At 61.4% G+C, this 15,283-nt stretch carries 19 protein-coding genes; 11 read left to right on the top strand and 8 right to left on the bottom strand.

Features of this window, described 5'->3' with window-relative positions; genetic code table 11:
- The first annotated feature begins 6 nt into the window (after positions 1 to 6).
- The 3 genes from AC1DD7_RS13605 to AC1DD7_RS13595 all read left to right on the top strand — a co-directional run bounded on the left by AC1DD7_RS13605 (position 7) and on the right by AC1DD7_RS13595 (position 1,308).
- On the top strand, positions 7 to 600 hold the full coding sequence (locus AC1DD7_RS13605; RefSeq protein ID WP_477515392.1) for a histidine phosphatase family protein: 594 nt from the start codon (positions 7 to 9) through the stop codon (positions 598 to 600).
- A 109-nt stretch (positions 601 to 709) separates the two neighbouring features.
- Positions 710 to 952 (top strand): hypothetical protein, encoded by a 243-nt coding sequence (locus AC1DD7_RS13600; protein ID WP_477515391.1) that lies wholly within the window; start codon positions 710 to 712, stop codon positions 950 to 952.
- 8 nt (positions 953 to 960) lie between these two features.
- Positions 961 to 1,308, top strand: a complete 348-nt coding sequence (locus AC1DD7_RS13595) for a DUF488 family protein (protein ID WP_477515390.1) — start codon at positions 961 to 963, stop codon at positions 1,306 to 1,308.
- 14 nt (positions 1,309 to 1,322) lie between these two features.
- On the opposite strand, the gene AC1DD7_RS13590 is transcribed toward AC1DD7_RS13595, so the two are convergent.
- Complete coding sequence (locus AC1DD7_RS13590) at positions 1,323 to 1,607, bottom strand: hypothetical protein (RefSeq protein WP_477515389.1); 285 nt, start codon at positions 1,605 to 1,607, stop codon at positions 1,323 to 1,325.
- A gap of 58 nt (positions 1,608 to 1,665) precedes the next feature.
- Between AC1DD7_RS13590 and AC1DD7_RS13585 the strand changes: the two genes are divergently transcribed.
- Positions 1,666 to 2,277, top strand: coding sequence for a glyoxalase (locus tag AC1DD7_RS13585; RefSeq protein ID WP_477515388.1), 612 nt, complete (start codon positions 1,666 to 1,668; stop codon positions 2,275 to 2,277).
- Between the two features lie 108 nt (positions 2,278 to 2,385).
- Here AC1DD7_RS13585 and AC1DD7_RS13580 read toward each other — a convergent pair whose 3' ends face one another.
- The 3 genes from AC1DD7_RS13580 to AC1DD7_RS13570 form a co-directional block, all read right to left on the bottom strand.
- The gene (locus tag AC1DD7_RS13580; RefSeq protein WP_431117140.1) at positions 2,386 to 2,628 is read right to left on the bottom strand and encodes a DUF6458 family protein; all 243 of its coding nucleotides are present in this window, start codon (positions 2,626 to 2,628) and stop codon (positions 2,386 to 2,388) included.
- 145 nt (positions 2,629 to 2,773) lie between these two features.
- Positions 2,774 to 3,679, bottom strand: a complete 906-nt coding sequence (locus tag AC1DD7_RS13575; RefSeq protein ID WP_477515387.1) for an SDR family oxidoreductase — start codon at positions 3,677 to 3,679, stop codon at positions 2,774 to 2,776.
- Between the two features lie 152 nt (positions 3,680 to 3,831).
- Positions 3,832 to 4,890 carry an NAD(P)-dependent alcohol dehydrogenase gene (locus tag AC1DD7_RS13570; protein WP_477515386.1) on the bottom strand — a complete coding sequence of 353 codons (1,059 nt, stop codon included), beginning with the start codon at positions 4,888 to 4,890 and terminating at the stop codon, positions 3,832 to 3,834.
- 94 nt (positions 4,891 to 4,984) lie between these two features.
- Between AC1DD7_RS13570 and AC1DD7_RS13565 the strand changes: the two genes are divergently transcribed.
- Positions 4,985 to 5,662: a TetR/AcrR family transcriptional regulator C-terminal domain-containing protein gene (locus AC1DD7_RS13565; RefSeq protein ID WP_477515385.1), complete on the top strand. Its 678-nt coding sequence runs from the start codon at positions 4,985 to 4,987 to the stop codon at positions 5,660 to 5,662.
- A gap of 82 nt (positions 5,663 to 5,744) precedes the next feature.
- The gene (locus AC1DD7_RS13560; protein WP_431117144.1) at positions 5,745 to 7,661 is read left to right on the top strand and encodes a glycoside hydrolase family 15 protein; all 1,917 of its coding nucleotides are present in this window, start codon (positions 5,745 to 5,747) and stop codon (positions 7,659 to 7,661) included.
- 12 nt (positions 7,662 to 7,673) lie between these two features.
- Here AC1DD7_RS13560 and AC1DD7_RS13555 read toward each other — a convergent pair whose 3' ends face one another.
- Together AC1DD7_RS13555 and AC1DD7_RS13550 are read right to left on the bottom strand one after the other, a co-directional pair.
- On the bottom strand, positions 7,674 to 7,895 hold the full coding sequence (locus AC1DD7_RS13555; RefSeq protein ID WP_477515384.1) for a hypothetical protein: 222 nt from the start codon (positions 7,893 to 7,895) through the stop codon (positions 7,674 to 7,676).
- A 120-nt stretch (positions 7,896 to 8,015) separates the two neighbouring features.
- Positions 8,016 to 8,828, bottom strand: a complete 813-nt coding sequence (locus AC1DD7_RS13550; RefSeq protein WP_477515383.1) for a DUF2382 domain-containing protein — start codon at positions 8,826 to 8,828, stop codon at positions 8,016 to 8,018.
- A 263-nt stretch (positions 8,829 to 9,091) separates the two neighbouring features.
- Here AC1DD7_RS13550 and AC1DD7_RS13545 point away from each other — a divergent pair, with 263 nt between their 5' ends.
- A complete protein-coding gene (locus tag AC1DD7_RS13545) occupies positions 9,092 to 10,312 on the top strand; it encodes an MFS transporter (protein WP_477515382.1) in 1,221 nt (406 codons plus the stop codon).
- On the opposite strand, the gene AC1DD7_RS13540 is transcribed toward AC1DD7_RS13545, so the two are convergent.
- Positions 10,276 to 11,172: a helix-turn-helix transcriptional regulator gene (locus AC1DD7_RS13540; protein WP_477515381.1), complete on the bottom strand. Its 897-nt coding sequence runs from the start codon at positions 11,170 to 11,172 to the stop codon at positions 10,276 to 10,278. The two genes, AC1DD7_RS13545 and AC1DD7_RS13540, sit on opposite strands and share 37 nt — an antisense overlap.
- 179 nt (positions 11,173 to 11,351) lie before the next feature.
- On the opposite strand from AC1DD7_RS13540, the gene AC1DD7_RS13535 reads away from it, so the two are divergent.
- The 3 genes from AC1DD7_RS13535 (at position 11,352) to AC1DD7_RS13525 (ending at position 13,010) form a co-directional block, all read left to right on the top strand.
- Positions 11,352 to 11,816, top strand: coding sequence for a phage tail protein (locus tag AC1DD7_RS13535; RefSeq protein ID WP_431117149.1), 465 nt, complete (start codon positions 11,352 to 11,354; stop codon positions 11,814 to 11,816).
- Between the two features lie 124 nt (positions 11,817 to 11,940).
- Positions 11,941 to 12,501 (top strand): hypothetical protein, encoded by a 561-nt coding sequence (locus AC1DD7_RS13530; RefSeq protein WP_477515380.1) that lies wholly within the window; start codon positions 11,941 to 11,943, stop codon positions 12,499 to 12,501.
- A gap of 2 nt (positions 12,502 to 12,503) precedes the next feature.
- A complete protein-coding gene (locus AC1DD7_RS13525; RefSeq protein ID WP_477515379.1) occupies positions 12,504 to 13,010 on the top strand; it encodes a hypothetical protein in 507 nt (168 codons plus the stop codon).
- A gap of 15 nt (positions 13,011 to 13,025) precedes the next feature.
- Here the strand turns inward: AC1DD7_RS13525 and AC1DD7_RS13520 are convergent, their stop codons facing one another.
- Positions 13,026 to 13,922, bottom strand: a complete 897-nt coding sequence (locus AC1DD7_RS13520; RefSeq protein ID WP_477515378.1) for a polyprenol monophosphomannose synthase — start codon at positions 13,920 to 13,922, stop codon at positions 13,026 to 13,028.
- Between the two features lie 104 nt (positions 13,923 to 14,026).
- Between AC1DD7_RS13520 and AC1DD7_RS13515 the strand changes: the two genes are divergently transcribed.
- Positions 14,027 to 15,283 (top strand): DUF222 domain-containing protein (locus tag AC1DD7_RS13515; protein ID WP_477515377.1); only part of this gene is annotated, 1,257 nt, incomplete at its 3' end.

Raw genomic sequence — 15,283 nt, 5'->3', positions numbered from 1 at the left:
GGCACAATGGAAGGCATGACCCTTACTACCTTCGCCCTCGTCCGCCATGGCCAGACCGACTGGAACGCGGAGCGCCGGTTGCAGGGTGCCACTGACATTCCACTGAACGACGTCGGCCGCGAACAGGCGCGTGAAGCCGTTGCCACACTGGCCAATTACCAATGGGACGCCATTGTTTCCTCGCCGTTGAGCCGTGCGGCAGAAACGGCGGACTTGATCGCAGAAGGCTTGGGCCTCACGGTGGCCGGGCGGGTTCCCGAGCTCATCGAGCGAAGCTTCGGACCTGCAGAAGGCCTGCAAGCCGGCCCGGAACTCGAAGCACTTCGCATCCCAGGCGGTTTCCGCGGCGGCGAGAGCGATGATGACGCGGCCAGCCGCGGTATGGATGCCCTGGAACAGTTGGCACAGGAATTTTCGGGACAGCGCGTCCTGGTGGTAACCCACGGTACGTTGATCCGACTGTCACTGAGCCGCGCGATTGGACGCACGCTGGACAGCGTCCACAATGCCGTACTGAACCTCGCCCATCACCACGCCTCCGATGGCTGGAAGCTGGAGTACTTCAACGGTGAGCTTCTGACAGCCAACGTGGACAGCTGACACAACCGCGAAACTCAGCGAATCTTATTGACATCGCGCATGCAAGTTTCTGTATGCTCAAGTGAGTCAAGCAGTAGGCGCCTGTCGCTCCGCTGCCCTGGAGGTCAGCTTGGCTCTCACACTTGTTGGCTCCAGACTCGTGACCACCGAAGCCTGCCGGGTCAACGCAATTACACTGACGGCAAGGGTAACGCTGGCCACCGACGGCTGGTTTGAACTTCGCGTCATTCAAATACCAGGGCTGGTGCTCCACGTTTCCCGGCTGGAAGAGGCGGCACAGGCCGTGCTCGACGCCGCAACCACCTCGAGCGGACGCAAGCGGGAAGAGTTTGACGTCCAGTTCCAATGCTGAGCAAGCCGATGCCGAACGAGCAGAAACTGCTGACTGTTGGGCATGGCGCCACACCCCAGGCCGACTTTGAGGACCTTTTGCACGCCGCCGGCGTGGAGTCGTTAGTGGACGTTCGGATTGGCCCGGGAAGCCGGAAATACCCTCACTTCGGAAGAAACCACATGGAGGAATGGCTGCCCGCTGCCGGAATCGCTTATCGCTGGGAACAGCGACTGGGTGGCGTCCTGCTGGACTTACAGCCCGTCAGTCATCTCATGCCAGGAGCCAAGCTGGTCCCCCACGTCCCTACGGCCGGAGTGAGGGTGCACCGGGGGCACCTGCAGTACGACCTCCGCGTGGACGAGTCGGTGGGTTAGGTCAGCGGGTTGGGTCAGCGGGCCTCAAGCCGGCTCCGCAGTTGCTGTGCGAAGTCGGGGTAAGCTGCCGCAATCTCTTCCAGATCAACCGTCTGGGGGAAGTCGATCACGGGTTGGTGCTCGGCAAGGAAGTTGGCCGTTTCTTCAGTAATAAGCTGCCCATCCTGGCCGCCCAGCCTGGCATCAGTCAGGAATTCCGGAGTGATCCGAAAGACGGATTCCCCGGTCTGCCCTTCGGATGCCCAGCGGACCAAGTACTCATCCTGGTTTACGAGTTCTACATCGAATGACTTCTCCATGCCAGCAGCCTACGTGGTGTTCAGCCGTGACCACTGGTTCTTCACTAGGATGATTGACATGGCAGCCATCGAATCTGTAATTCTCGAGGTCGCTCCCACTACTCAGGTGGCGGAGGCCTTCTACACCGACGTTTTCAGCATGGGCGGCAGGGTTCAGGTACGTTCATCCGAGGCGCCGGCCACCGGCTTTCGCCGATTTACGATGTCGCTTGTCGTCTCCCAGCCGGCCACCGTCAACAGTCTTATGGACAACGCCCGCGACGCCGGCGCGACAGTCATCAAGCCGGCCGCTAAATCGCTGTGGGGGTACGGCGGAGTAGTTCAAGCTCCAGACGGCACCATCTGGACAGTCGCCTCCTCGTCGAAGAAAGACACCGGTCCGGCCGATCTGCAGATTGATGCGATGGTGCTCCAACTGGGAGTCGCGGATGTCGCTGCAAGCAAGCAGTTCTATCTGGACCGAGGCCTCACCTTGGCCAAGAGTTTCGGAAGCCGGTACGTCGAGTTTGATACCGGCCCCATCAAGCTGACGCTCAACAAACGTGGCTCGCTGGCCAAGACCGCCGGCGTATCACCTGACGGCACCGGGTCTCACCGGCTCTTCATCAGCGGCGATGCAGGCACCTTCACCGACCCTGACGGATTCGCCTGGGAAGCACCACTGGGCTGAGGGGAACGGCGACAGTGTTCCGTCAGAGCTTTTGCGCCCGGACCGCACGCAAGAAAACGCACGACGGCGACCTCCGCCGTCGTGCGTTTTTCCTTGCTTTAGAGAGAGCTAAACTTCGGGACGCGGGCGCCGGTCGATGATGGTCTCTGGGGCATCGCGCCGCTCCACGACATGGTCCGTACGCCGGGTGCGGCCTGCCATGATGATGGAAATGATCAGGCCCAATACGCCTACAGCCATCAGGATGTAACCGATCAGGACCTGGTCCACGAAGGGGATGAGTCCGGGGGCAAGCGCAAAGGCCAGAATCGCTCCAATGGCGATCAGTGCTATGGAAGAACCTATTCTCATGTCGTGCTCCTCTCACTTCCGACCGGCCCGCGAACGGGTGATCACGGAACTGCGTCGATATCGTAAGCATACTTCCCAATTTGCGACGCGCGAAAGATTGTGCCCGTCATTGTTCGCTTACCAGGCGTGCCGAAGTGGCCGTCGTTCAGTGCCCGAAACTGGCTGCAAACCGCGCGATGGCGTCCTCGGGAGTGGGCGGCGAACCAAAAACTTCAGCTTGCCGGCTCGTGTTGGCAACGTATCGGCCCGTCTCGAACCAAGCCGACATGCTGGCCATGTCGCTTACCAGTGGGGCAAAGCGCGAGGTGACTTTGCCCAACCCTTTGAGCACCGGCGTCGGAACGGCCATGATCTTGATGTCCTTGCCGCCCGCCTCGCCGTGTTTGGACAGGAGGCCCGCCGCTTCTGACATGCTGACGGGTCGGGTCCAGCCGATGTCGATGCGTTCGCCATCAACTATCTCCGCATCTACCGCATCCGCAAGGTAACCCGCGAGGTCGCTGGTGAGGACGAAGGTCAGCGGGGTGTCCTTGGAACCGATCCACATGACGCGGCCCTTCTCCAGAGGGTCACCGCCCATCCCAGCGGTCTGGTCGAAGAACGCACCCGGACGAAGCGCCACGAAAGGGACGCCCAGCTGTTCGAACGTGTCCTCGGCCTGTTTCTTGTGCCAAAAGTGCGGAACCTGGGGCGTCAGATCACAGGTGAGGATGCTGATGAGAACAAACCTGGGAACGCCCGTTTGTTTGGCGGCGACGGCCAGGTTGCTGTAGCCAAAAGTGTCTATCGCGTTGGCGTTCTTGTCGTTCCGCGTGTACCCGGCGGCAGTCGAAATCACTCCGGCTACACCCGTCATCGCGTGGATCAGGGACGCCACATCAAGCATGTCGCCCCGGACGATCTCCACACCTTTGGCTTCGAGCTTGCCCGCGTTGGATTTTGCCCGGACCAGCGCCCGGACGCTCTTGCCGCGTTTGAGCAGTGCATCAACCACCTGACTGCCAAGGTAGCCGGTGGCACCGACCACGAGGACAGGCTTTTCTTCAGCCATGATTTGCTCCTTGGACTCGCCGGGTTCGCTCCCAGGAACAGTCGTAACATGCCTCGTGGCGCTGATTCCAGACTTCACGCAAACGCACGACGGCGACCTGCCGCCGTCGTGCGTTGACCCCTCACTGTCCATGCCCCTTGGTGACCAGCCGGTCAGATGGTGATGGCGATCTTTCCGCGTGTTTTGCCGGCGTCGAAGTAACGCATGGCTTCTGGAACGCGGTCAAGGGCGTAGCTTCGGTCGATAGCCGGGACGATGGTTCCGGCTTGAAGGAGCCCGGCGAGGTACTCGAGGTCCTCCGAACGCTCCGTGCCAACAATCATGGTCAGTTTTTGGCTAATGAACGGGGACAGGGCCAGTGCCCGGAACTGCCTGTCCATGCCACCAGTTAGCGGTCCGCCCTCTTCCCCGCCCGTAAGGACTGCCGTTCCGCTGTGGGTGAGCGCCCGGCGAAGGCGCTTCAGGCTGGGGTTTCCCGCGAGATCGATGATCACATCATAGTGCTCAGACCCGTCCGCGAAGTCCTGCTTGGCGTAATCGATCACGTGGTCGGCGCCGAGTGACAGCACATGGTCCACCTTGCCGCTGCTGCAAGCCCCGGTAATTTCAGCTCCTGCGGCTTTAGCGAATTGCACTGCGTAGCCGCCAACCCCGCCGGAGGCGCCAGTGATCAGCACCTTGAGGCCTTTCGCGGATTGCCCTGCTGCTGTCCCGGCTTCTATCCCACCTGCACGAAGCGCCTGAAGGGCGGTGCAGGCTGAAACGGGAACCACTCCGGCTTGCTCGAAGCTGATGCTTGCAGGTTTGAGGGCGAGGTGGTCTTCCCCGGCTAGTGCATACTCGGCGAAGGAACCCTTTCCCACGCCGAAGACTTGATCCCCGACCGCGAAGCGGGTTACTTCCGGTCCAACCGCTTCGACGGTCCCGGCGAGGTCGAGCCCGGGTACGGGATTCTTGGGGCCCCGGAACCCAAAGGCCAAACGCAGGGCGTAAGGCTTCCCGGTCATGATGTGCCAGGTCCCACGGTCCAGCCCTGCAGCGTGGACGCGGACCAGCACCTCGTTGCCCGCCACCTCAGGCCTGGGGATGCGCGCCAGACGAAAGACGTCGGCGGAGCCGTAGGCATCCTGCACGATGGCCCGCATTGTGTCTTCCGATGTGGGTGCCACGTTGGATGCAGACGTTTCCTTGGCTTGCTGACCAGTGGTCATGGCCGTTCCTTTCAGGAGTTCAGCTACTTTTCGTACGCTGTACTAAAGACGCTACCGTACAATGTACCAAAACGGAACACCCAAAGGAGATCCAGTGTCAGCCGTCAGCCCGGAGCGCCTTCCTCTTAGCCGCGAAAGGGTTCTCACATGCGCTGTGGAACTCGCAGACGAATCGGGGATATCGGCGCTGACCATCCGCTCTCTCGCGCAGAGCATGGGCACCAAGCCGATGTCTTTGTACTACTACGTGGCTAACAAGGACGAGATCCTGGACGGCATCGTGGACATGGTGTTCAGCGAAGTTCAGTTGCCCTCGCCCTCCGGGAACTGGCGGGACGAAATGCACAGTCGGGCACACGCCATGCGCGCAGCCCTCACCCGGCATCCGTGGGCGGTGGGGCTGCTGGAAAGCCGCTCCTCCCCTGGCCCCGCAACACTTCGACACCACGAGGCGACGCTGGCCACTTTGCGGGCAGCAGGATTTTCGATCCAACTGACCGCCCACGCGTACGCAGCGCTGGACAGTTACATCTACGGCTTCGCCCTCCAGGAAGCAGCTTTGCCGTTCGAAGGCAGGGATACTGCAGCCGAAATCACCACCCCCATCATGGAGCGATTCTCAACCGGGGAATACCCGCGCATGGTGGAGATCGCCGTCGAGCATGTCCTCAAACCCGGCTACGACTTCGGCGACGAATTCGACTTTGGACTGAACCTAATTCTTGACGGCCTCAGCCGATTGATGGGTGATGGCGGCGCAGCAGTTGAATAACCGACGCATCCGTTGAGGTGCGTGAGGCAAAAGGGTACGGTCAGGGCATACTCGACGCCGTCTGATTTAAGGATCTGATGCCATGGCCAGAATTGAGGACTATGCGATCATCGGGGACTTGAATACGGCGGCCTTGGTGGCACGCGACGGATCCATTGACTGGATGTGCCTGCCGCGCTTCGACTCTCCCGCGTGCTTCGCCGCCTTGTTGCATACCCCTGAAGCTGGCCGGTGGCTCCTCGCGCCCACAGATGCAGGGGCGCGGAACGGCGGAAACTGCACGCGGCGCCGCTACCGTCCGGACACCCTGATCCTGGAAACGGAATGGGAAGTGGACGGCGGCGCGGTCCGTGTCACCGACTTCATGCCCGTCCGCGACGACGCTGTAGACCTCGTGCGGATCGTGGAAGGCCTGTCCGGCGAGGTGGCCATGCGTGGCGAGTTGATTCTCCGTTTCGACTACGGTCGCGTGGTCCCGTGGGTGCGTCACACCAAGCACGGAATCAGCGCCGTGGCGGGGCCCGATTCCGCCTATCTCACGACGCCCGCTCCTCTAATGGGCCAGGACATGCGCACGGTTAGTGACTTCAGCGTCCGCGCCGGGGAACGCATCCCCTTCGTGCTTCGCTGGGCACCAAGCCATGAGCCGGAGCCCCGGCGTATCGATGCAGCCAAAGCATTTCACGCCACGGAATCCTTCTGGCGCGAGTGGATTGATCAAAGCGAAATGGAGGGCAAGTACAAGGACCCGGTGGAGCGATCCCTGATTACCCTCAAGGCGCTGACCTACGCCCCCACGGGCGGCATCGTTGCGGCTGCGACAACGTCCCTTCCCGAGCAACTGGGCGGTTCCCGCAATTGGGACTACCGCTATTGCTGGCTCCGCGATGCAACACTGACCCTGCAGTCGTTGCTTGCCGCCGGATACACGGAAGAAGCAGCAGCGTGGCGCGAATGGCTGCTCCGTGCTGTGGCGGGCGATCCTTCCGAGCTGCAGATCGTTTACGGCCTGGACGGCGCCCGAAGATTGCCGGAGGCAGAGATCCCGTGGCTTTCGGGCTACGAAAATTCCCGGCCAGTCCGCACCGGGAACGCCGCAGCTCCCCAGCTGCAATTGGACGTTTGGGGCGAAGTGTTGGACGGACTCTCGCTGACAAGGGCAGCTTCCCCGCCGGGCACCGTGGACACATCCTGGGACATTCAAGTGGCGTTGATGGAGTACCTGGAAGGGGCCTGGGACCAACCGGATAACGGGCTGTGGGAGATGCGCGGCCCCCGCCGGCATTTCACGCATTCCAAAGTCATGGCATGGGTAGCTGCGGATCGCATGGTCAAAGCCGTAAGAACTTCGGGATTGCCCGGCCCCGCGGACCGCTGGGCGGCGCTTCGCAGGCAAATCCACTCAGAGGTCATGACGCAGGGGTTCGATGAAGAGCTCAACAGCTTTGTCCAGTCCTACGGCAGTAAGGAGCTGGACGCCAGCCTGCTCCTCATCCCCCGGGTTGGCTTTTTGGGGCACCGCCATCCACGGGTTGCGGGCACTGTGAAAGCCATCCAGGAAGGGCTGACCGATGATGGTCTGGTGCTGCGCTATCGAACCGAGTCCGGCCACGACGGCCTGCCTGGCGATGAGGGAGTCTTCCTTGCATGCTCGTTCTGGCTGGTGGACGCGCTGCTGGGCATTGGCCACGCCGGCCAGGCAACCGCACTGTTCGAGCGACTGTTGACGCTCCGAAACGATGTTGGGCTGCTCAGCGAGGAATGGGATCCCAGGACCCAACGACAACTCGGCAACACTCCGCAAGCGTTCAGCCACTTTCCCCTGATCCACTGCGCCCTGCAGCTCCATCACGGCGAAGCCCATGGCAGTGACACGCCGCTGCGCAGGCCGAAACACCCGGAGCAAGGTACTGACCAGCTCCCACAACAGGCCATCTCCGAAAGCGGCCCGGGGACGGATCATCCGGCGCCCAGAAAGCACCCCGAAACCAGCCGCTGAAAAGCGGCGCAGTTACGATTCCGTTTTTTGATCGTCCGGATCCGCGGCTTCAGCCTTGTGCTTGGCTTCCTCCAGGTGTTGATCGAGCTTGCGCTCGGCCTCCCGCCGACGCTGGCCGATGGTCCTCATCTGCTGTGTGGTCGGAGATCCAGCATCCGTATCCTGCCACTGATCGCGTTCCTCTGACCCTGCGCCCAAGGGCACGCCAGGGCCCTTCTTCTCTTCATCGCCCATAGGGAAATCGTCCCATCGCCTGGGCTTCTGCGGTAGGACCAGCTGGCTGGATAAGGGCCCGACGGCGGCCTCCCGCCGTCGGGCGTTGACCCCTCAGTGGTGCGGCAGGTGCCGCACGCTTCAGCGGCGGGTATCGCGCGTGCCTTCAGTTTCAATGTTTTCCTTACGGACTTCCTCATTGACGGGGACTTCATCCGTGACGGTGTCCTTTTCCAAGCGCACGCGCTCCACAGGGACGGTTTCCTTATCCACTACCGGCCGCTCTTCGTGAAGCGTGACCTCATGCTCGCTTTCTGTGAGGTCAGGGCCGGACATGGCGTCTCCCTTATTGGCATCCGTGATCGGCTCACGCTCAAGGCGGACTTCCTCGCGCTCGACCGGCACGGTGGTAGTCACATTTTCGGTGGTGATGTACTTGCGAAGACGCGCCCGTCCGGCCGCTGTCCTTTCCGTCCCGACGTTGAGCCGCTCTTCAGAACGGGTCATGGCATCGTCGCCCCCGCGTGCCGTTCCGGCGGTGTCAACGTCCATACCGCCGACGCTGTCCACTCCGGCGCTCGTGTCCACTCCAGCGCTCCGGTTCCCGTAGTCATTCTGACCCTCGAAACCACCCCGGTCCTGGATGCTGTAATGGTTGTAAAGCCGCTCTTCTTCACTGGGATCGAGGTGCCCGTCTTCGGCCACGCGGGGAGCGTCCTTGATGTGATCCTTGCTGTAGGGAACCAGGACGTCGTCGCCCTCAACGGTGGCTCCCTCCAAGGGAATGAACGATTCAGAAGTGCCGAAAAGACCGGTTTTGACTGTTACCCATGTTGGCTCCCCCGTGTCGTCATCGGTGTAGAACGTGCCGATTGACCCAACCTTGTCCCCCTCCGTGGTCCGAACGTTTCCGTTGAGGCCCATCAGACGGTCAATGTTCTCCCTGGCGAGCATGATGTCTCCTTGGAATCTGATTGTGTTGCACTTGGTGCCCAGCGGCCTGCATCACCGGGCATGGGTTCCGGGATCATGACGGGGAATGGATTCAACCCGCTGACTTGGCGGAACAGCAATACATAAGCATGCTTACTATTTCTTTGGCAAGACCCAATCGAATCTGCCGCGGGATTGATCCACGTGGAGTACCACAGAGTCCCTCGGAGAACCCCCATCAACCGGGACTCCCTCAGGCTGAATGCCTGTGATGGTCTGGAATCATGACCACTAATACTTGGCGTGCACCAACAACCCGTCGCCTGCCGCTTGTTACCTACGTGCTTGCCGCGGGCGTGTTCCTCATGGGCACCACAGAATTCGTGGTGGCCGGGATCCTTCCAGAGATCGCCCAGGACCTGGGTATCACGGTAGGAAATGCCGGGTTGATGATTACCGTCTTCGCGGTTGGCATGATCGTTGGAACGCCCACCATGTCGATCCTCACCCTCAAGATGCCGCGACGCGTCACGCTTAGCCTCGCGTTGGTGGTTTTCGCCGTTGGACACGTCATCGTTGCTCTTACCACCGACTTCGCAGTGATACTCGGGGCCCGGTTCCTGACGGCTCTGGCCACCGGAGCCTTCTGGGCCGTCGCCGCCGTCGTGGGTGCTAAGGCGGCTGGTGCCGCTTCCGCCTCCCGCGCGTTGGGGGTGGTCCTGGGCGGTGGCATGCTCGCCAACGTGATCGGTGTTCCGTTGGGGGCATTTGCCGGCCAGTCGATCGGTTGGCGAGGCCCTTTCTGGATCCTCACCGTCCTGGCACTCGTGGCGGCGTTGGTTGTTTACCGTTTGGTCGGCGTCGGGCCTTCCTCTGGCCCCATCCCCTCAGTTCGGGCCGAGATCGCGAGCATGCGTGACGCCAGGGTCTGGCTTGTCCTTGCAGGTTGCGCAATCGTGTGTGGATCATCCCTTGCGGCCTACAGCTTCATCTCTCCGCTCCTGACACAGAACACGGGCATGGGAGCAGCAGCGGTTCCGCTGGTTCTCGTGGGCTATGGAGTGGGAGCGTTCATCGGTTCCAACGTCGGTGGCCATGTTGGCGCGCACCGCCCCTTCACGGCGCTGTTCGTCTCGGCTGCAATGACGTTTCTAGTGCTCGGGGCACTCTGCCTGCTCTCAGGCAACGCCGTGCTGACGGTGATCCTCATCTTCTTGCTGGGTCTGTTCGGCATGGCAACCAACCCCATCCTCATAGGCAAAGCAGTCGGGTATGCCCACCACGCACCCACGCTCGCCTCGGCCCTCAGCACATCCTCGTTTAACCTCGGCACCGCAGTGGGCTCCTGGATCGCTGGCTTCGCCCTCGAGTCCGCGCTCGGTGCCACGGGCCCTGTGGTAGTGGGTACGTGCATAGCGGCACTGTATTTTCTCCCGCTCACCATCCTGCTGCGGAAGGAACGGTCACCTCAGCCGTCCGAGGCAGCCCTCTCAGGCTCAGCCTGAGCTGCGGTGCCATACTCGCTGGCAGCCCACGAAGCGAGCAACTGCAGGCGCTCCGCCGAAGGCGACCCCGGTTCCGCACTGTAGATCGTCAGGGTCAAGCCGGGCTCAGCGGCCATTTCCAACCCTTCATAAGCTAGCGTCAGCTCGCCCACAACGGGGTGATTGAACGTCTTGAAACCCGTCCCATGGTGGCGGACGTTGTGTGCACCCCAGCGTTTCCGGAATTCATCGCTTCGGGTTCCCAGCTCACCGATGAGGTCATGAAGTTCCTTGTTGTGCGGGTCGCGACCTGCTTCAGTCCTCAGGATTGACACGGTCACCTCGGCGAACGCATCCCAATCCGGATAGAAATCATGGGCGCGTTCATCCAAGAACGTGAATCGCGCGATGTTCGGCGGTTGACCCGGCATGTCGTAGCAATCTTTGTAGAACGCCCGCGCCAAGGGATTGACCGCCAACAGATCCATCCGGCCATTGCGAACGAACGCCGGACCAGCGGTGACAGCATCGAGCGCCCATTGCAGGCTCTGATGCGGAACGTAGGACTTGGAGTTGCGCCGCCGTGGCGGGCGGGCCACCGGACTGGCCCCATGGGCGAGGTCGAATAAGTGGGCCCGCTCGGCGTCGTCCAGGCACAACGCCCTGGCGATGCTCTCAAGAACCTGCGGGGAAGCTCCGCTGATCGCGCCACGCTCAAGGCGCGTGTAATACTCCACGCTCAACCCGGCAAGCGTGGCCACTTCACTACGCCGCAAGCCTTTCACCCGGCGATTGGTCCCAGTGGGCAGTCCAACCTGCTCAGGGGCAACATGGGCACGCCGTGAGATCAGGAATTCGCGGACCTCCGCTCGATTATCCATGGCTCCACGCTAGGCCAAGCAGGTATCAGGAGGGAGTCCCTCCCGATACCTGCTTCGCTTAACGCACGACGGCGACCTCCCGCCGTCGTGCGTTTTCCTCACCCAATTCCTCGCCTCAACACCGCGGTGTCGGTGTGGAACGTTAGGGTTGGTCCCAAGACATCTGACGAGGAGAGCAATTGCCGTACATCGTTGACTTCAAGAACGTTTCCACCGAGGGCCTGGAGTCTTCTCCGGTTGCCGAGACGCTTGCAGGGTTGCGGGCCAACGAGGCCCGTTATTACAAGAACAAATACGACCATGAATTCACCGTGAGTCCCGCCAGCGAGGTGCCGGAAGTCGTGGATCGCGTGAGCCGGATCCTGAAGGAAGAGCGCGACATCGTCATCGATTCCCGCCCCTTGGAGGCGACGGCCTTCGAAGTGGACGGCTTGCGGATGGACTACGTGTTCTACGAGTCCGGGCTGTCCATCAACGTCATGTACAGCATCGAGGAAGGCGGGAAGCGGGCGGTCGGTTTCAAGCTCGCTGAGGGCATGGACGTTCCAGCAGAACTGGAATCGCGCTTCAAGTTCGCCCGTCAGAAGTCCAAGCTGGCAGGGGTAATCCGGGGGTCGTACTTCGTGATCAAAGGCCAGTACTGACCGCAGGCTGTGACTACGGGCCCTATGCCAACGGGCGGGGACCCTCTATTCTCTTGACATGGGCGTTTGGGGAGCGTTGTGCCGCACCAAACCTGGTTGCAAGAGCATCGGGCGCAGGTGACGCATGGATCCTCACAACAAGGCTCCTTCCCCGGACAATTACGCCGCATTCCTCGCAAGGTTGGACGCGGCAACCACAAGCCTGAGCACCCGGGCGAGGGCCCTTGACAAGGCGCTGTCGGCGATCTCGCTGCTCTTGGGACGGTATCAACGGGCCCTTCGGGGCTGGGAACGAAGACTGGTCCGCGTCAATGAGGAACTAGCCCGGCACTCCGGCGAGCCTCAGACGTCGGCGGCCCTCCATGAGCTCCAACGAACTGCCGTTCAGATGGGGTCAATGCACAGTGCACAGGTCCTGCGGCTCACAGAGAAACTGTCATTCATGCAGGGACGACGCGACGCCATCGGCCGCTCGCTCCTGGAGCTTGAAGTCAGCAGAGCCAAACTGGATACGTCCCGGAGGTTGTCACAGGACCGCGAAAACCTGAGCAGGGCCCTCTACGAGCTTGCTGGTACCGGCGGTGGCGCCGCGAAGATCACCGATCTGGGATTGCGGAACGATCTTAAGGAAGCCCGCGAGGCAGTAATTCTGGCCGAAGCACTCCTCGAAGTGAAGGGATCCTGACCATGGAGAACGCGTCCGACGCTGTTGAAATCGTGCGCTGGGTAAGGAAACCAGGCGACAAACCCATCATCAAATTCGTCACTTTCACCATTCTTGCTGTGATCCTGTGGCTGACCCTGATGATCTTCATGCCTGCCCTGAGAAGCGTTGGCCCAGCCTCGATGTTCACGGCCGTGTTCGCAGCGATCCTTACCATTCCAACCGTCGCCGCCCAGAGGAGCCTGATGCGCGGCTTGGCAAAACGGATCAACGACACCCTCACGGAGCTAACGGGCAGCTCCGACGACAAGATCTCCACAAAGCAGCTACGGAAATTGATCAAGAGCGGTGAGCAGCTCCCACTGCTGATCAACGGTGTTCCCGGTTTGCGGCTGCACGTGAAAAGGGTCGCAAGTGCCAAGGAAGACGGCTCCGAGAAACTCCTCGCGGTCATCAGCGTTGCTCCGATGAGCAGTGGGACTGCCAGCTTTGACCGGCTGCTTGAGGCGGCGCTGTACGGAGGTCGGTAGGGCGGGGCTGCCTGGCTAGCTCTTGGGCACTAGAACGGGACTATCACGTTTCAGGCGAAGCTTCCATGGCGTCAGCGCAGATTCAAGCTGCTCCCGGAGATTCATTTTGGAAGCCCCCTCCACGCGTTCTTCAAAATGAATGGGCACCTCGGTGATCTCAAGGGCCCGCTGAGCGGCCCTGTAGTTCATCTCGACTTGGAAGGAATAGCCATCACTCTTGATCGTTGAGACGTCAATGAGGCCGAGGGCTAAAGCACTCCAGGCTTTATACCCGGCCGTGCAGTCCTTCACTTTCAACCCCAAGATCACACTCACGTAGAAGTTGGCCCAAGCGGACAGTGCCTTTCGGTGCCAGGGCCATTCCGACGCCGTAGAGCCCCCGGCAATATAGCGCGAGCCGATAACAACGTCGGCATTCTCCTTCAGAATCTTGTCAATCATGGCTGGGATTGCTGCCACCGGATGGGATAAATCAGCGTCCATTTGGATGACAATTTCTGCATCTTGTGCCAACGCCCGGGTCATCCCAGCCACGTAAGCTCGGCCCAAACCATCCTTTTCAGCCCGATGCAGCACGGAAACGGCGCCATTCGATTGCTTTGCCAACCTGTCTGCGACCTCCCCTGTCCCATCTGGGGAATCGTCATCAACAATGAGCACGTGGAGATTCGGAATGCCCAGTGAATCAAGCTGGGACGTCAGTAGCGGAAGATTCTCCCGTTCATTGTAAGTCGGTACGACAACGGTGATTTTTGGCGCTGTAGTGGTCAAAATATGGGTCCCCAATTCGGTTTCAGAAAGCGCCCGGTCCGTGCTGAACTGCACATGTCCGGGCCGGGTCAGTCTATTGATATCGCAGGGGCAATCTGAAACCGGGCCCACGCCAATCCGTGGGCCAAAAATGTCTGACACTGGACACATGTTTGATCCATCGAGACGGTTGGGAATCTTGCGGCACCCAAAGGGTAGCGGCGCTGGGCCCTAAAAATGTCAGACCCTGGTGAGAGGCTTTATTCATGGGAAGTATTGGGGAGATGTTGGCGCGTCGGGCAGCGATGTCTGGCGCCGCCTTGCGCCCTCGGCGTGTTCCCCGAGGAAGCCACGCCGGTCCTGCCAGCGGCCAAGCGGGCTGTGAAAGCCCGACGGCGGTAGTCACCGATTCGGAGAACGCCAGGGCCATGGCGCTGCTTCGCGGCATTGAACCACGGCCCTTCTCTGACCCTGGTGACGTCGAGCCTAAAGTTGGACCTGACGTCGTCCCTGTTTCCCCTGGGCTGAGCGATTTCCCTGGGCTTGATGGTTCCAAGGGGCTTAGCGTTTCTCAGGGAATTGACGGTGCGTTGGGACTTGAGGGTGCGCTGGCTGACAGCGTTGAGGCGTTGGAAAATCTGCGTTCCTTCACTGTGGCCGGTGCCCTGACGTTCGGGTTTGCCGAGGCCGCGGCGTTCGCCGGGCGGGTGGAGGAGATCTCCCGCACCGTGGAGTACCTGCAGGTCATCGCGGCGCACGCCGTGGAACGGACCCGCACGCAAGCCCAGCAGGCACGGCCCTCATCCGCGGCGGGCACGGGATGGCAGACAGGCTGGACCGACCCCGGAACCACGGACCCGGACTCAGTCGGGGCTGTTACCGCGGCAGACGCTGCTGCGGTGGCCGATGACGGCTACCGGAACGCCGCGGAATTCCTGCGCGCGAGCCTGCGGATCAGCAAAAGCGAAGCCAACCGCCGGCTCGCCCTGGCCTCCGAGGTCCTCCCCCGGACCGGAATCGCCGGGCAACACATCCCACCCCGCCGGGAAATCCTCGCCCAGGCCCTCGAAACCACGCACATACCCACCCGGTCCGCGACGATCATCAGCAGCGCACTGGACAAAGTCCGGCTGCTCACCGATGACGACACCCTCACCCGGATGGAACACGCCCTCACCGCCACGGCCGTTGAATCCGACCCGGACTTCGTCACCAAAATGGCCAAACGCTGGATCGATTCGATCGACCAAGACGGTCCCGAACCGTCCGAGGAAGTTCTCCGCCAACTCCAAGGCGCGTTCTTCCGTCGTCGACGCCGCCACGGGCTCCACCACATCGAAATCTTCGCCACCGCGGAACAATACGAAACCCTCACCACCGCCATGAACACCGCCACCAACCCCCGACTCACCACCGGAAACGGTAATGAGTCGGGAACCACCAATGCCACTGGCGAAGGCGACGGGAACGGCGGCGACACCAACGAAGGCAGCGAAAACGGGCAGAGCGGCGGCGGGATCAAG

It is taken from the genome of Paenarthrobacter sp. 10L412, assembly GCF_056395565.1.
The sequence above is the reverse complement of the archived record's forward strand: the minus strand, read 5'-3'. Positions and strand labels throughout refer to the sequence as shown.

Coding starts and splice junctions, on each gene's coding strand:
- AC1DD7_RS13605 (WP_477515392.1), top strand. CDS start 7: ATGGAAGGCATGACCCTTACTACCTTCGCCCTCGTCCGCCATGGCCAG.
- AC1DD7_RS13595 (WP_477515390.1), top strand. CDS start 961: ATGCCGAACGAGCAGAAACTGCTGACTGTTGGGCATGGCGCCACACCC.
- AC1DD7_RS13590 (WP_477515389.1), bottom strand. CDS start 1,607: ATGGAGAAGTCATTCGATGTAGAACTCGTAAACCAGGATGAGTACTTG.
- AC1DD7_RS13585 (WP_477515388.1), top strand. CDS start 1,666: ATGGCAGCCATCGAATCTGTAATTCTCGAGGTCGCTCCCACTACTCAG.
- AC1DD7_RS13580 (WP_431117140.1), bottom strand. CDS start 2,628: ATGAGAATAGGTTCTTCCATAGCACTGATCGCCATTGGAGCGATTCTG.
- AC1DD7_RS13575 (WP_477515387.1), bottom strand. CDS start 3,679: ATGGCTGAAGAAAAGCCTGTCCTCGTGGTCGGTGCCACCGGCTACCTT.
- AC1DD7_RS13570 (WP_477515386.1), bottom strand. CDS start 4,890: ATGACCACTGGTCAGCAAGCCAAGGAAACGTCTGCATCCAACGTGGCA.
- AC1DD7_RS13560 (WP_431117144.1), top strand. CDS start 5,745: ATGGCCAGAATTGAGGACTATGCGATCATCGGGGACTTGAATACGGCG.
- AC1DD7_RS13555 (WP_477515384.1), bottom strand. CDS start 7,895: ATGGGCGATGAAGAGAAGAAGGGCCCTGGCGTGCCCTTGGGCGCAGGG.
- AC1DD7_RS13550 (WP_477515383.1), bottom strand. CDS start 8,828: ATGCTCGCCAGGGAGAACATTGACCGTCTGATGGGCCTCAACGGAAAC.
- AC1DD7_RS13545 (WP_477515382.1), top strand. CDS start 9,092: ATGACCACTAATACTTGGCGTGCACCAACAACCCGTCGCCTGCCGCTT.
- AC1DD7_RS13540 (WP_477515381.1), bottom strand. CDS start 11,172: ATGGATAATCGAGCGGAGGTCCGCGAATTCCTGATCTCACGGCGTGCC.
- AC1DD7_RS13530 (WP_477515380.1), top strand. CDS start 11,941: ATGGATCCTCACAACAAGGCTCCTTCCCCGGACAATTACGCCGCATTC.
- AC1DD7_RS13525 (WP_477515379.1), top strand. CDS start 12,504: ATGGAGAACGCGTCCGACGCTGTTGAAATCGTGCGCTGGGTAAGGAAA.